Origin of the sequence: Enterobacter sp. FUJ80071 (assembly GCF_038739915.1) — a bacterium.
In the GTDB taxonomy this organism is placed as follows: domain Bacteria; phylum Pseudomonadota; class Gammaproteobacteria; order Enterobacterales; family Enterobacteriaceae; genus Enterobacter; species Enterobacter kobei.
This window is the reverse complement of record NZ_JBBXKH010000001.1, coordinates 1,499,286-1,513,415: the sequence shown is the minus strand read 5'-3', so window position 1 is coordinate 1,513,415 and position 14,130 is coordinate 1,499,286. Positions and strand designations below refer to the sequence as shown.

Annotated in this window: 15 protein-coding genes; 8 read left to right on the top strand and 7 right to left on the bottom strand. The window is 54.5% G+C overall.

Annotation, left to right across the window (positions count from 1 at the left end; translation table 11 throughout):
• Positions 1–8 precede the first annotated feature (8 nt).
• Both gspD and gspC read right to left on the bottom strand, forming a co-directional pair.
• Complete coding sequence (gene gspD, locus AAER43_RS07240; protein WP_014883171.1) at positions 9–1,940, bottom strand: type II secretion system secretin GspD; 1,932 nt, start codon at positions 1,938–1,940, stop codon at positions 9–11.
• Between the two features lie 13 nt (positions 1,941–1,953).
• Positions 1,954–2,685: a type II secretion system protein GspC gene (gene gspC, locus AAER43_RS07235; protein ID WP_050861593.1), complete on the bottom strand. Its 732-nt coding sequence runs from the start codon at positions 2,683–2,685 to the stop codon at positions 1,954–1,956.
• Positions 2,686–2,985: 300 nt separating this feature from the next.
• Between gspC and AAER43_RS07230 the strand changes: the two genes are divergently transcribed.
• Positions 2,986–4,551, top strand: a complete 1,566-nt coding sequence (locus AAER43_RS07230; protein ID WP_050861592.1) for an ExeA family protein — start codon at positions 2,986–2,988, stop codon at positions 4,549–4,551.
• A complete protein-coding gene (locus AAER43_RS07225) occupies positions 4,551–5,189 on the top strand; it encodes a hypothetical protein (RefSeq protein ID WP_050861591.1) in 639 nt (212 codons plus the stop codon). The genes AAER43_RS07230 and AAER43_RS07225 overlap by 1 nt, the downstream gene beginning before the upstream one ends.
• Here AAER43_RS07225 and AAER43_RS07220 read toward each other — a convergent pair whose 3' ends face one another.
• From AAER43_RS07220 to AAER43_RS07210, 3 genes are all read right to left on the bottom strand, one after another.
• Positions 5,190–5,813: a helix-turn-helix domain-containing protein gene (locus tag AAER43_RS07220; RefSeq protein WP_014883167.1), complete on the bottom strand. Its 624-nt coding sequence runs from the start codon at positions 5,811–5,813 to the stop codon at positions 5,190–5,192. It abuts the gene before it with no gap.
• A gap of 269 nt (positions 5,814–6,082) precedes the next feature.
• A complete protein-coding gene (locus AAER43_RS07215; RefSeq protein WP_023338189.1) occupies positions 6,083–6,913 on the bottom strand; it encodes an N-acetylmuramoyl-L-alanine amidase in 831 nt (276 codons plus the stop codon).
• A complete protein-coding gene (locus AAER43_RS07210; RefSeq protein ID WP_023332507.1) occupies positions 6,910–7,233 on the bottom strand; it encodes a heavy metal-binding domain-containing protein in 324 nt (107 codons plus the stop codon). The genes AAER43_RS07215 and AAER43_RS07210 overlap by 4 nt, the downstream gene beginning before the upstream one ends.
• Positions 7,234–7,330: 97 nt before the next feature.
• Between AAER43_RS07210 and AAER43_RS07205 the strand changes: the two genes are divergently transcribed.
• The 6 genes from AAER43_RS07205 (at position 7,331) to artJ (ending at position 11,873) form a co-directional block, all read left to right on the top strand.
• Complete coding sequence (locus AAER43_RS07205) at positions 7,331–7,849, top strand: lipoprotein (RefSeq protein ID WP_014883164.1); 519 nt, start codon at positions 7,331–7,333, stop codon at positions 7,847–7,849.
• Positions 7,850–8,075: 226 nt separating this feature from the next.
• Entirely contained in the window at positions 8,076–8,804 is a 729-nt protein-coding gene (gene artP / locus AAER43_RS07200) for an arginine ABC transporter ATP-binding protein ArtP (protein WP_014883163.1), read from the top strand.
• A 19-nt stretch (positions 8,805–8,823) separates the two neighbouring features.
• Positions 8,824–9,555 (top strand): arginine ABC transporter substrate-binding protein ArtI, encoded by a 732-nt coding sequence (gene artI / locus AAER43_RS07195; RefSeq protein WP_008500032.1) that lies wholly within the window; start codon positions 8,824–8,826, stop codon positions 9,553–9,555.
• Between the two features lie 6 nt (positions 9,556–9,561).
• Complete coding sequence (artQ, locus tag AAER43_RS07190; RefSeq protein ID WP_014883162.1) at positions 9,562–10,278, top strand: arginine ABC transporter permease ArtQ; 717 nt, start codon at positions 9,562–9,564, stop codon at positions 10,276–10,278.
• On the top strand, positions 10,278–10,946 hold the full coding sequence (artM, locus tag AAER43_RS07185) for an arginine ABC transporter permease ArtM (protein WP_014883161.1): 669 nt from the start codon (positions 10,278–10,280) through the stop codon (positions 10,944–10,946). The genes artQ and artM overlap by 1 nt, the downstream gene beginning before the upstream one ends.
• 195 nt (positions 10,947–11,141) lie before the next feature.
• Positions 11,142–11,873, top strand: a complete 732-nt coding sequence (gene artJ, locus AAER43_RS07180; protein ID WP_014883160.1) for an arginine ABC transporter substrate-binding protein ArtJ — start codon at positions 11,142–11,144, stop codon at positions 11,871–11,873.
• A gap of 87 nt (positions 11,874–11,960) precedes the next feature.
• Here the strand turns inward: artJ and AAER43_RS07175 are convergent, their stop codons facing one another.
• Both AAER43_RS07175 and AAER43_RS07170 read right to left on the bottom strand, forming a co-directional pair.
• Positions 11,961–13,430: a HAMP domain-containing sensor histidine kinase gene (locus AAER43_RS07175; RefSeq protein WP_045281115.1), complete on the bottom strand. Its 1,470-nt coding sequence runs from the start codon at positions 13,428–13,430 to the stop codon at positions 11,961–11,963.
• The gene (locus tag AAER43_RS07170; RefSeq protein WP_014883158.1) at positions 13,414–14,121 is read right to left on the bottom strand and encodes a response regulator transcription factor; all 708 of its coding nucleotides are present in this window, start codon (positions 14,119–14,121) and stop codon (positions 13,414–13,416) included. Before AAER43_RS07170 ends, AAER43_RS07175 begins: the two co-directional genes overlap by 17 nt.
• Positions 14,122–14,130 lie beyond the last annotated feature (9 nt).

Genomic DNA, 14,130 nt, shown 5'->3' with positions numbered 1-14,130 from the left:
CCTCCGCCTTACTGTTTAAACGGGTTGCGCGTTGCGGCTGCGCTGGTTTTCACCGGCACCGCGTCGGCAGAAGGCGCGGACGGATATGCTGGCATCACCGGGTTATTGCTGTTCGTTACGATGCCCAGCTTTTTCTCCTCCATGCGCTGCTGCTGGCGAGCACGGATCTGGTCATATTTCTCTTTCGACGCCGCACTGTAGTTGTCGTCGTCGCGCAGCACCGTGGTGTGGATGAACACCATCAGGTTACGTTTAGAGGTATCCTCAGAGGTGTAGCGGAACAGCTGGCCCACCAGCGGAATATCGCCCAGCAGCGGCACCTTGGAGACGGTCTCTTTGGTGACGTTTTCCATCAGACCGCCCAACACCACGGTCTGGCCGCTGTGTACCATCACTTCGTTGTTGATGGTACGGGTGTTGAAGGTTGGGCCGAGGCTGGCGTCTTCAGTCGCGTTAGCGTCAACGCTGGAGACTTCCTGTTCAATCTTCAGATGAATCATGTCGCCGTCGTTAATCTGCGGCACGATTTTCAGCTTGGTCCCCACCGTCTTACGCTCAACGGAGTTAAAGACGTTGTCGCCACTGGTCGTTTGCGAACCGGACAGTACCGGCACATCCTGACCGACGTTGAACGACGCTTCTTTGTTATCCAGCGTCACCACGCTTGGCGTAGAAAGAATGTCGTTCTTGGACCCGGTGGAGAGCGCAGTCATCAGCGCACCAAAATCACCGTTAAAGAAGCCGGTTGCCAGACCGGTATACGACAACCCTTTCATCGTGCCATTTTTGACCTGCCCGATTGGCAGGCCGGTGGATCCGAACTGGACGCCGCCGTGCTTGCTGGTCCACTGCACGCCCAGATCCATGCCGTTACCATCCTGTACTTCCGCAATGATGGCTTCCACCAGCACCTGCGGACGGCGGATATCGAGCTTATCGATGACCTTCTCCAGGGAGTTCATCACGTTAGGCTGCGCGGTGATCACCAGAGAGTTGGTTGACTCGTCGGCGGTAATATTCAGATCGCTGGACGCGGCGGCGGTTTTCGCCTTTGGCGCGCCCGCTTTGTCTTTCAGCTGTTCGCCAATCCCGGTCAGCACCGGCACCACCTTGGTGGCGCTGGCGTATTTGAGATAGAACACGCGGGTATTCCCTTCGTTGTTCTGCTCGCGATCCAGCTCATGAATCAGAGAGCGGGTGCGGGTGCGCGCCGCTTCCGAGCCGCTGATCACCAGGCTGTTGGTCTCGTCATCCGCAACCACTTTCGTGGCCAGCTGCGGTGCGTTCTGCCCTTTCTGCTCTTCGTTGTTGAGGTTGTTCAACATGTCTGAGAGCTCTTTGGCAGAGGCAAAGCGCAGCGGCACAATTTCACGGCGCTGAACACCGTCTTTATCCACGCGCTGAACCAGATCCACCAGGCGGTTCACCACCGAGGCTTTACCGGTTAACAGCAGTACGTTGGACGGCTCAAAGTGAACCACGTTACCGATGCCGGTTGCGTCGTTGAGCTGGCGCAACAGCGGAGCAAGCTCGCGTACTGGCACATTTTCCATGCGCACGACGCGGGTGATGATTTCATCCCCTTTGCCCGGGTTGCTGCTGTCCGCCAGCGGCGCCCCGGCGGTGCGGGCGACGCTTGAACGCACCACTTTGACCATGCCGTTGTCCATCGGGATCACCGACAGGCCGTACAGGTCCAGCACGCTCAGGAAGAACTGGTAATACTCATCTTCCGTCAGCACGTTATAGGTTCTTACGGATACCGTGCCCTGAACGGACGGATCGACAAGAATGGTTTTATTAAGATTGCGGCCTACCGTATCGATAAACTCCCGAATATCGGTATTTTTAAAGCTCGCGCTAAAATTCGCCGCGAACAGCGAACCTGAATATAACGACAATGCGGTCAGCGCCACGCACGCCCAAGGAAATTTCTTCATGGCTGTAAACTTGTTAATTGTTTAGAACATTAATCCGAATATTTTCAAGGTGAGCGTGACGTCTGACGACGACCTCCGCTTCTTTCATTTTCGACCAGTTGGCAATAATATTTTTTGCCTTTGCTTCATCGGTCATATCGACAGAGTTTACTTTTACCGCCACATCCCCCTTTTCCAGTCCTGAATGACTGAAGAAGGCGGAGGAGTTCCTTGGATTAATGTTGTAGCCTTCCAGCTGGCCTTTTTCGATCAGAGGTTTTAACACCAGATAATCATCCAGATGCACGCTTTCCGCGCCTGCATCCTTCGTCGATTTCGTCACCGGGCCGCTGTCAACGCCGCCCTTAAAATAATCCGGCTTATTTAATGCAAGTACCTGCGTAGCACCTTCATAATTAACCACCACATTATCTTTATTAATTTCCTGAACAAACGCGTCGGTAAAACCGGTCAACGGCTCGCCCTCGCGGTAGCTTCTCGCCCCTCCGGGGGTTTTAATGACGGCGAAGGAGAGCCAGGCATCATCACTGCGCACGATACCTTCGATCTCCGCTGCCAGCGGCGCTTTTGCCGCTATCTCGACGTTATCCTGGCGAACAGCAGCCGTGAAAAGCGTGAAGGCTTTTTCTTCGCGACGTTTTTTCAGCGGCTGCACATCAGAATTAGCCAACTTATTTGTAACTTTTTTATAATCTTTAAACGTCAGATACCCTTGTTGGCCGCAAAATAGCAACAGCGCAAACATAATACAGGGGGTTATCCACCGTGACAGAAATGAGAACCTCATTTTTCATCTGGCCTATAGCAAAGCGAAAATAAGCAGCGTCGTGCTGCGCTAACATGTGAGGAAATAGTAATGAGCTGCTGTAAATTCGACCACTGACTTTGCCACTAACTTTCATACAGAAAACTATTGACCGTATAAAATCCAGATGTTAGGCATCGTCCAGTGGATATTTTTACCCTGTGTGTAAATTGACCACACCCTGGCGTTGCTTTACTTTCTCGTCCTGTTGCTATTCCCAATCAGAGACGGTAAGTCGTTATGTATCAGAAGCACTTTAATTTTAAAAATCCGCCCTTTCGGAAGATCGTCCGCTCAAACGGCGATTTTCTGGTGCCTTATCATCAGGATGTTTTCAACCTGCTGAAGGAGAAAACCCAACAGGCGGGAATTATCGGGCTCTTTTCCGACGATGCCCCTCTGCTGGGGCAGTTCAGTGACGCCCTCAAATCTGCCCACCCCGACGTGCTTGCTATTAATGCGTTTCCAAAACTGAGTGCCAGTAGCCTGCTGTACAAGCTCAGCCCGGGAACCAAAGAGAACAAGAACCGGATTCAGGCGGTGGATGCCGTACTGCACCAGTGGCAGGCGGAAAAAAACCGGGCGAAGATACTGATCGTTAGCCATTGCGAGGCGATGAAAGAGAGCTGTCACGAGGTGCTGGCGATGCTACTCACCCGTGCCCAGGAGCTGGCGTTTCGCCTGTCGGTGGTGCTGACGGGCGCGGCGGATCGGGACGTTGTTCTGATGCAGCAATCTGAGCTGCGTGAATATGCGCACACCCGCCACACTTTGCGTCCCCTTACCTGCCGGGAATATCTCAGCTATGTACAGGCGCAGTGTGAAGAACACGGGTGCGAGAGCGCACCGTTATCCCCGGCACGCGTGCGTAAAATGCATGCGCTGACCAAAGGGAATATCAGCAAACTGAATGAACTGTCGCATCTGTCGATGCTGGCTGCCTGGACCGAACGTGCAGCCCAGGTCAGCCCGCGTCATTTACGGCTGGCGGCAGGTGAGATCCTCCCGGCGAAAAAACACGGTAAGCGCCTGGCAACCGTGGGGCTTTTTGCCTCAGTGCTGTTCGCCGCCTGCGGCTGGTATTTAACGTCGTCGATCGCCGGAAAACTTCCGGTTCAACTCCCGGTACCCGTCAGTTGGAAACAGCAGGCGCCAAAAGTTGAGGCACCGGTGGTGCCGGTCATCGACAACGAAATGGTTAATCAGCCGGATGCCATGCATCAGCTCTACCTGATGTGGGGGTATGACGCCTCGGCGGATGATGCCCTGTGCCAGAACGCCGCGAAGGTGAACCTGATGTGTAAACAGGGGAATGCCTCACCTGATGCGCTGGCACAGGAGGGGTATCCGTGGGTGAGCGAGCTGAAAACCGGCGATCATCTTAACTATGCCGTGGTCGCCCGCGTCGGAGATACGTCACTCGACCTGCTGATGAATAACCGTACCTGGCAGGTAAGCCGCCGCTGGTTTAACCAGCATGCGACCGGCAACTTTACCCAGTTGCACCGCCTGACGCCGGAAGGTAAAGACGCTATCAGTGCCGCCAGCGACACGAAAGACATGGGCTGGCTTGACCAGCAGTTGAGCCTGGCGCTTGGCCAGCCAGAAACCCATTCGCAGATCTGGACGGCGGAGATGATGAAACGCACCCGCGAATTCCAGCAAAAAATGCATCTGCATGTGGATGGCATTCCTGGCGAAGATACGTTGATGCAGTTGATGCGTGAAACCCATACCGCGCCGAGCGTACTGCTCCAGACCACGCATGCCACACCCGACGCCAACACGCAGGAGAAGCATTCCTAATGTCTACCATCTGTCTTGCGGCTCAGCGCAGTTACACCACCGGCGAGGCGGTCTGGTTTTCATACCGCCTCCCCCGTCTGAGAAACATCGTTAGCCATGCCTTTTTAGGGATGGTGGCTCTGTGCGCCATGATCATGGCAGGGCTGTACGCGCATGTTTACTGGAACCTGCGCCATCCGGCGCCGGAACCGGTCAAAGCAAGCGCCGCGAAACCGGAAACGCAGCTTTCAGATATGCACTATGTGTATGTGAGCAAGCCGTTCCCGCATCCCCATCCGCATCCGCAGCCAAAACCGGCTCCGGTGCAGTCGGATGTTCCTGCCATGCAGGATCTGCCCATCAACAGCGATGATGCCGACTGGCAGCAGGCACCTGATGGTGACGTGCCCCATGATACTTCCCGGGATACGTTACCCGGAACCGAAGCACACGAAGCCGCCTCCGCCAGCACAGGCAGTGATGACGCCTCTATAAGCGAGTTACTTAAGCAGGCGTTAAAAGAACAAGAGCAAGATTATTCGCAAGGCAAAATTCCCGAGCCGCCGGTTGACGAAACGCAGGATAATTCGCAGAGGGATGTGAATCATAAAGTGGATGCCCGGTCCCCTTTGAGTGAGAAAGGAGACCGGCTGGAGTAGTTAATATTTTTCAGGCAAGGCTGTCAGGTTAAGGAGTCTTCCCTTTTCCACAACAATATATTGACCTTTTTTCAGATCGGAAAGAATTTTAATGATGGTGCTACGAGCCAGGTTGGTGTACTCCTGAATATAATCATAAACGTTAATATCGCGTTGCTGATGAACAATCAGGTCATTGATCTCGTATAAAAACTCACGTACGACTGAATACGCACTGCGGGCAACCAGAACATCGTCACGTTTGCTCAACATACAAATATACCAGGAGAGAACTTTGGTCAGTTGAGGCCACAAATTGTTATCCGTCATGAGCTGCGCGAAGGTCTCTTTTTTAATTGAGCGCACCACGGTATTGGCCCGAACGAGGCCGTACATATGGGTCGCGTCGTAGTACATCGAAGAGAGACCAAAAATGCACTGGCCGGTAACCGTGAACATACACAGTTCGTCGGATTCACGTCGGAATTCAACTTCGCCGCTGACGATAATATGAATATATTGTGAATCAGAGGTGGATATTTTCTGCCATTTCTTTAAGGTTTTCTCTTCAAAACCTGAGGTTGCAGAAATAATACTATTCATTTCGTCCTGTGGACGTAACTTTTTACCGTAAATACTTAACATTGTTATACCCGATTTAAGATGTTAATTTTTAGTATGCAGACCAAAGTACAAAAACCTTAGCCTAAGAATATTTTTCCTGATGATACGCTCAAGGAGAAAAATAAAAGATGAATGAGATATATTTATTTGCTGCATTAATTAGCAAGCTATGTGTCTATCTTAAATGCGGATAATTTTAAGTCAATTAACTAAAAATGAATTGAGTTTGTACCTAAGATTAATCTCAAGTAAATCAGGAGTAATTGGCGCTTTCGGGGGTATCCGAAGGATTACCCCTGCCCGTATTTCTCTAAAAGCGCTTCAGCAATGGCCATCGTTTCGACATCTGCGACGCCGTTCCACAGGTCAGGCCTGAAGTGCATCTGGAATACCATGATGATACGTTTTTGCTGCGCTGGGGTGCTGTTGGCCGGCACGTCATAGCCGTAGCGCGCAAGCAAATCGAGTAACGCTGCGGTATCCACCGCCTGAAAGCGTGGTCGTCCGTTGATATAAAATGCGACGCGCGCGGGATCGGGCCATGCGCCTATCCCCTGCTGAGCCAACTGTCGCCATGGGAACAACGGACCGGGATCGTCTTTGCGCTGCGGCGCAATGTCCGAATGGGCCACCACGTTCTCAGGTCTGATGTTGTAGCGGGCAATGATGTCTTTGGCGAGTGGCACCAGCGCCGCAATCTGCGCGGGTTCGAAAGGTGTAAAACGCTTTACGCCAGCAGACGTTTGCCAGCCACGATTTTCAAGTTCAATGCCCACAGACGTATCATTAATTCGGTTGGTACCGCGCCAGAAGCTGATACCTGCATGCCAGGCCAGTTCGCTCTCGGGTACCAGTTGCCAGATACGCGGCTTGCCGTCCGGTGCTGGCGGCTTTGCGGGGATCAAATAATGAGAGCTGACGTTTTTATCGGTTAGGGTCGCCAGCGACGTGTCAAAATCATCGGCGGTGTAGTGGATCACCAGCACCTTTATTCGCGGGTAGGCCGCCTGCGCCTGATGACGGGTATCCAGCTCGTACGCGCCTTTATCAACAATGCCCTTTTCCGAGGTACATCCTGCCAGCAACAGCGCCAGCAGGAGAGTGGAGAGCGAACGCTTCATCGACGGGTTTTCACCGCCGTTCCACTGACGCTCACCATCAGCATGCTGGCATCTTTCCCGACCGTTTCGTAGTCGATATCAATGCCGACTACCGCATCCGCACCCAGCGCCTTGGCCTGCTCACCCAGCTCCTTAAAAGCAATTTCTCGCGCTTTACGCAGCTCTTTTTCGTAGGCACCGGATCGTCCACCCACGATGTCACGGATGCCAGCAAAAAAGTCGCGGAAGATATTGGCACCGAGAATTGCTTCCCCGGTCACCACGCCGCAATACTCGGTTATTGTTTGCCCTTCCAGGGTTGGCGTTGTTGAAAACTGCATAGTTTCTCTCCTTCTTTAGCGTTCAATGCCTTAGGCACAGCATTATCGGTTCGTTACGCTATGATTGAAAGGATAGTTAATAAATAAGGAAATCAACATGCGCTACTCTGCTTTAACACTTTTGGTGCCCTGCGCGCTGGTGCTCAGCGCCTGTACCACCACGGTCACGCCAGCCTTTAAGGATATTGGTACCCGCAGCGGCCCCTGCATTGACGGCGGCCCGGACACCGTGGCGCAGCAGTTCTATGATTACCGCATTCAGCACCGCAGCAACGATCTCACCGGCCTGCGCCCTTACCTGAGCGACGGTCTGGCAAAACTGCTCAACGACGCCACCCGCGATCCGCAGCATAATACCCTGCTTAAATCCGATCCGTTCTCCAGCCGTACCACGCTGCCGGACAGTGCGGAAGTGGCCAGCGCTTCTACCATTCCCAACACCGATGCGCGAAACATTCCGCTGCGCGTCAAGCTGACCCAAGGGACCCAGTCTTGGCAGGATGAGGTACTGATGATCCGTGAAGGTCAGTGCTGGGCTGTCGACGACGTACGCTACATTGGCGGCAGCGTTCATGCCCCGGCAGGCACGCTGCGCCAGTCGATTGAGAACCGCTAAACCATCAGTTATAAAAATGTTACCCCCGTAAAATGTCCGGCATTTCTCGCGGAATGCCGACATTTATACTCGCCGCCTTTGCCCTTCGCTATTTTGTGCTATGTTTAAGAGGAAATACGGGTTATATTTAACTTTTAACGCAGAAATATTGCATAACTATTCTGTCAACGGTACTATCTGCGGCCTCAATTGCTATAGATTGCCTGGATGAGTAAAGACTGCCCCGATGAGTATTAAACTAAACGGCATTAACTGCTTCTACGGCGCACACCAGGCGCTGTTTGACATCACGCTGAACTGCCCGGAAGGCGAAACGCTGGTTTTGCTTGGCCCAAGCGGTGCAGGTAAAAGCTCCCTTCTGCGTGTCCTTAATCTGCTTGAAATGCCCCGTTCAGGTACGCTGGCGATTGCCGGTAACCATTTTGATTTCGCGAAAACGCCGTCTGATAAAGCGATTCGCGAGCTGCGTCAAAACGTCGGCATGGTCTTCCAGCAATACAATCTCTGGCCGCATCTGACGGTGCTGCAAAACCTGATTGAAGCCCCGTGCCGCGTGCTGGGGTTAAGTAAGGATCAGGCCATCGGCCGTGCCGAAAAGCTGCTCGAGCGTCTGCGCCTTAAGCCTTACAGTGACCGTTATCCGCTGCATCTTTCGGGTGGTCAGCAGCAGCGTGTGGCGATTGCCCGTGCGTTGATGATGGAACCGGCGGTTTTGCTGTTTGATGAACCGACCGCGGCGCTGGACCCGGAAATCACCGCTCAGATCGTCAGCATTATTCGTGAGCTGGCGGAAACCAATATCACGCAAGTCATCGTTACCCACGAAGTGGAAGTGGCGCGTAAAACCGCCAGCCGTGTGGTCTACATGGAAAATGGGTATATCGTTGAGCAAGGTGATGCGAGCTGCTTCGCTAACCCGCAAACCGATGCCTTCAAAAACTATTTATCTCATTGATTGTGTCAGGGGAAATATAATGAAAAAAGTATTACTTGCCGTGCTGCTTGCTGGCGTTACCCTTTCCGCTACCGCAGCCCAGACCATTCGTTTTGCCACGGAAGCGTCTTACCCTCCGTTTGAGTCCATTGATGCAAACAATAAAATTGTTGGCTTTGACGTAGACCTGGCAAACGCCCTGTGTAAAGAGATCGATGCGACCTGCACTTTCAGTAACCAGGCGTTTGACAGCCTGATCCCAAGCCTGAAGTTCCGCCGTATCGATGCCGTCATGGCCGGTATGGACATCACCCCTGAGCGTGAAAAGCAGGTGCTGTTTACGACCCCTTACTACGACAACTCGGCGCTGTTCATTGGTCAGAAAGGGAAATTCACCTCTGTTGATCAGCTGAAAGGCAAAAAAGTGGGCGTGCAGAACGGCACCACGCACCAGAAATTCATCATGGATAAGCATCCGGAAATCACCACCGTTCCGTATGACAGCTACCAGAACGCGAAGCTGGATCTGCAAAATGGTCGTATTGACGGCGTCTTTGGCGACACCGCGGTCGTGACCGAGTGGCTGAAAGCGAACGATAAACTGGCGCCAGTAGGCGACAAAGTGACCGATAAGGACTACTTCGGTACCGGTCTGGGGATTGCCGTTCGTCAGGGCAACACTGAGCTGCAGCAGAAGTTCAACGCTGCGCTGGAAAAAGTGAAGAAAGACGGCACCTACGAAACCATCTACAAAAAATGGTTCCAGAAGTAATTCCTGATGAATGAAATTTTTCCTTTAGCAAGCGCCGCCGGGATGACCGTCGGCCTTGCCGTTTGCGCACTGATTATCGGCCTGGTGCTGGCGATGTTCTTTGCGGTGTGGGAGTCCGCGAAATGGTTCCCCGTCGCCTGGACAGGCTCCGCGCTGGTCACTGTGCTGCGTGGACTACCGGAAATTCTGGTGGTCCTGTTTATCTATTTCGGCTCCTCGCAGCTGCTGCTTACGCTGTCGGATGGCTTCACTGTCAATCTTGGCTTTGCGCAGATCCCGGTGCAGATGCAGATTGAAAACTTCGACGTCAGCCCGTTCCTGTGCGGCGTGATAGCCCTCTCCCTGCTCTACTCGGCGTACGCGTCGCAAACCCTGCGTGGTGCGCTGAAAGCCGTGCCGCAGGGGCAGTGGGAGTCGGGTCAGGCGTTGGGTATGTCGAAATCAGCGATCTTCTTCCGTCTGGTCATGCCGCAGATGTGGCGCCATGCCCTGCCGGGCCTTGGTAACCAGTGGCTGGTGCTGCTGAAAGATACCGCGCTGGTGAGCCTGATCAGCGTTAACGATTTGATGCTGCAAACCAAAAGCATCGCCACCCGTACTCAGGAGCCCTTTACCTGGTACATTGTGGCGGCGGCGATCTACCTGGTGATCACGTTGCTCAGTCAGTACATCCTCAAGCGTATTGACCTGCGGGCGACGCGCTTTGAACGGAGACCAGGCTGATGCTTGAATATTTCCCGGAGCTCATGAAAGGGCTGCACACCAGCCTGACGCTGACCGTGGCGTCCATTATCGTGGCGCTGATCCTGGCGCTCATCTTCACCATCGTCCTGACGCTGAAAACGCCGGTACTGGTATGGATTGTGCGCGGCTACATCACCCTGTTTACCGGTACGCCGCTGCTGGTGCAGATCTTCCTGATTTACTACGGCCCGGGACAGTTCCCGTCGCTGCAGGAATATCCTGTTATCTGGCATCTGCTCTCTGAGCCGTGGCTGTGCGCCCTGATAGCCCTTTCCCTGAACAGCGCGGCCTATACCACCCAGCTGTTCTACGGCGCGATTCGTGCAATCCCGGAAGGGCAATGGCAGTCCTGTGGGGCGCTCGGCATGAGCAAGAAAGACACGCTGGCGATCCTGCTGCCGTATGCCTTTAAGCGTGCGCTCTCCTCTTACTCCAACGAAGTGGTGCTGGTGTTCAAGAGTACCTCTCTGGCCTATACCATCACCCTGATGGAAGTGATGGGCCACGGACAGCTGCTGTATGGACGCACCTATGACGTGATGGTCTTCGGCGCGGCGGGCGTGGTGTATCTGGTCGTGAACGGCCTGTTGACGCTGATGATGCGCCTGATTGAGCGTAAAGCTTTAGCGTTTGAGCGCAGATCGTAGGCCAGGTAAGCGCAGCGCCACCCGGCAAGAAGTGCATAAATGTGATTAATCAATGCGGATAACTTTCTGGTTATCCGCTTTTTTTTGCCATAAAGATAATATTTAATCATTTTTATTGCATATAAATTCATTAACTGGCATTGTACATCCAGGCCGCAGACACGGCGCATCAATAAGACAGACGGGAGCATTACCATGAAAAAGTTAGTTCTGGCCGCATTACTGGCAACGTTCGCCGCAGGCGCATCCGCAGCGGATAAAATCAATTTTGGCGTGTCCGCCACCTATCCGCCGTTTGAATCGCTGGATGCCAGCAACCAGATCGTCGGTTTCGATATCGACCTGGCGAAAGCGCTGTGCAAACAGATGCAGGCCGACTGCACCTTTACCAACCACGCCTTTGACAGCCTGATCCCGTCGCTGAAGTTCAAAAAATACGATGCGGTAATCTCCGGAATGGACATCACCCCAGAGCGCAGCAAGCAGGTAGCGTTCACCGACCCGTACTACGCCAACTCGGCGGTAGTGATTGCGAAGAAAGGGGCGTATAAGTCCTTCGACGAGCTGAAAGGCAAACGCATCGGGATGGAAAACGGCACCACGCACCAGAAATACCTGCAGGACAAACATCCTGAAGTGAAAACCGTGGCCTATGACAGCTATCAGAATGCGATTATCGACCTGAAAAATGGCCGTATTGATGGCGTCTTCGGCGATACCGCCGTGGTCAACGAGTGGCTGAAAACCAACCCGCAGCTGGGCACGGCGACCGAGAAAGTGACCGATCCACAGTACTTCGGTACCGGCCTCGGCATCGCGGTACGTCCGGATAACAAAGCCTTGCTTGCAAAACTGAACGGCGCGCTGAAAGCGATTAAAGCTGACGGTACGTACCAGAAAATCAGCGAGCAGTGGTTCCCGCAGTAAGGTGTTTTGCCGGGTGACGGCTTCGCCTTACCCGGCCTACGAGGGGGGTTTTGTAGGCCGGGTAAGCACAGCGCCACCCGGCAATTCTCACAACGGCACAAAGAACCTGAATCGTGCCCCACTCACCGACTCCATCAGCCGTATTCCACCGCCGTGCAGCTCCAGCATCCGTTTGACGATTAACAGCCCTAACCCGCCGCGGTTCTCCCGCGAGGCCTGAGTGTTCAACGCCGAAGGCCGCTGGAACAGATCGTCGCGCAGCGACGCATCCACGCCCGTACCGCTGTCAGCCACTTCGACCTGAAGCTGTTCATTCTCCTGCCAGACCGCCAGACGAATTTCCCCGCCGGTCGGCGTATGACGCATTGCGTTATCCAGCAAATTGGTCACCACGCGCTCGATCATTGATACATCGGCATTGACCAGCGGCAACGGCCCAGGCACGTCAATATGCAGATTGACCTCTCGCGTGCGGGCAGTGAGCTCAAACTTCTGCGCCACGTCGGAAATCAGCTCCGCCATCGCGAAACGCTCGCGCTGCGGTTTAATGCCGCCATGTTCAAGACGCGCCAGCTCAAACAACTGCTGGGAAAGATGGCGTACCTTTTGCCCCTGACGCAGAGCGGTTGCGAGATATTGCTGGTGCTCCTGAGGCGTCAGCGTGGTGGATTTCAGCGACAGCGTTTCCAGATAACCCAGCAGAGAGGTCAGCGGCGTGCGGAGATCGTGCGAAATATTGGCGATAAACTCCCGGCGCTGGCGATCGCTGTCGGCCAGCTGATCCCACTGGCGGGTGATTTTGCGCGCCAGCTCGATAAAACTGTTGCGCAGGCGTGCCACTTCGTCATTGGCCGCGACGTCCGGCGGCTCTGCTGCCAGCAGCCTGATTGCGCTAATGCTGTCCTGCTCAAGCCCGGTGACCTCTTCCGTCAGGCGTTTAACCGGACGCGTGACCCAGTACCAGACCAGTAATCCCGCCAGCAGGCCGAACAGTGCAACCCACAGCAATGACCAGAGCACCGTGCTCCACAGCGCCTTATGCCAGGCCATGTCCGCCAGCGCATTCGACTCCTCGCCCTGCAAAATAATGTACAGGTAGCCCTTAAGCTCGCCGTCCTGACGCAGCGGCGTGGCGCTGAAGACTTTTTTGTTCTGGCTGCGCGGATCGTCGCCCAGTACCGGGATGGCGGTGCCGCTCAGGAAGGTCTGAACCGGTGCCAGATCGATTTTTTGCCGCTGAATATGGCCCGGCGGGGCAGCATCGGCCAGGATGTCGCCGTCGGGTGAGACAACATAGAGCTCCACGCTCGGATTAAAGGTCATCAGACGGTCAAAGAGCGGTTTCAGCGAACTGCGGTCAACCCTGCCCTGCGCGTCGAGAATCGGTTCCCGCTGGACGATCTGCTGCGCCAGTCCGCCCGACAACCGCTGCACCATCGCGTTGCCGTATTGCGTACTGGTGTAGAGCTGTACCGCGCAGGCGACGGTGGCGCAGAGCATCATCAGCAGAATGAACAGCAGCGTCAGGCGCTGGCTGAGGCTAAAGCGACGCATCAGGCGTTGGCTCCGCAAATTTGTATCCCTTACCCCAGACGGTGCGAACGATTTCCGGCTCGGCAGCGTCCTTCTCAATCTTGATGCGCAGGCGGTTGATATGGGTGTTGACGGTATGCTCATAGCCTTCGTGCTGATAACCCCAGACCTGCTCCAGCAGCGCCAGACGGGAAAACACCTCGCCAGGATGGCGGGCAAAGAAGTAAAGCAGTTCGAATTCGCGCGGGGTGAGATCCACCACCTGTCCGTGGAGCAGGACGCTGCGCGCCAGCGGGTCGATCGTCAAACCGTGCGCCTGAATTTGCCCGTCCGTTTGTGCCTGCCCCATCGCCTGCTGACGGCGGAACAGCGCTTTGATGCGGGCAATCAGCTCCTGCACCGAAAACGGCTTAGCCAGATAGTCATCGGCACCGGTTTCCAGCCCGGTAATGCGGTCGGTTTCGCTGCTGCGGGCGCTGATGATGATGACCGGCAGGTAGCGCGTCATCTGACGGATGCGTCGGCAAATCTCCAGCCCGTCAACGTTCGGGAGCATCAGGTCGAGGATCACCGCATCCCACGGCTGTTTTTCCAGGCGCTGCAGGGCGCTGCCCCCGTCGGGCTCGTGGGTGATGGCGTAGCCTTCGTCTTCTAAATTGAGTCGCAGAAGCGCCGCGATATCGTGGTCGTCTTCCACCAGCAGGATGTGCTTCATGGGTCAGCC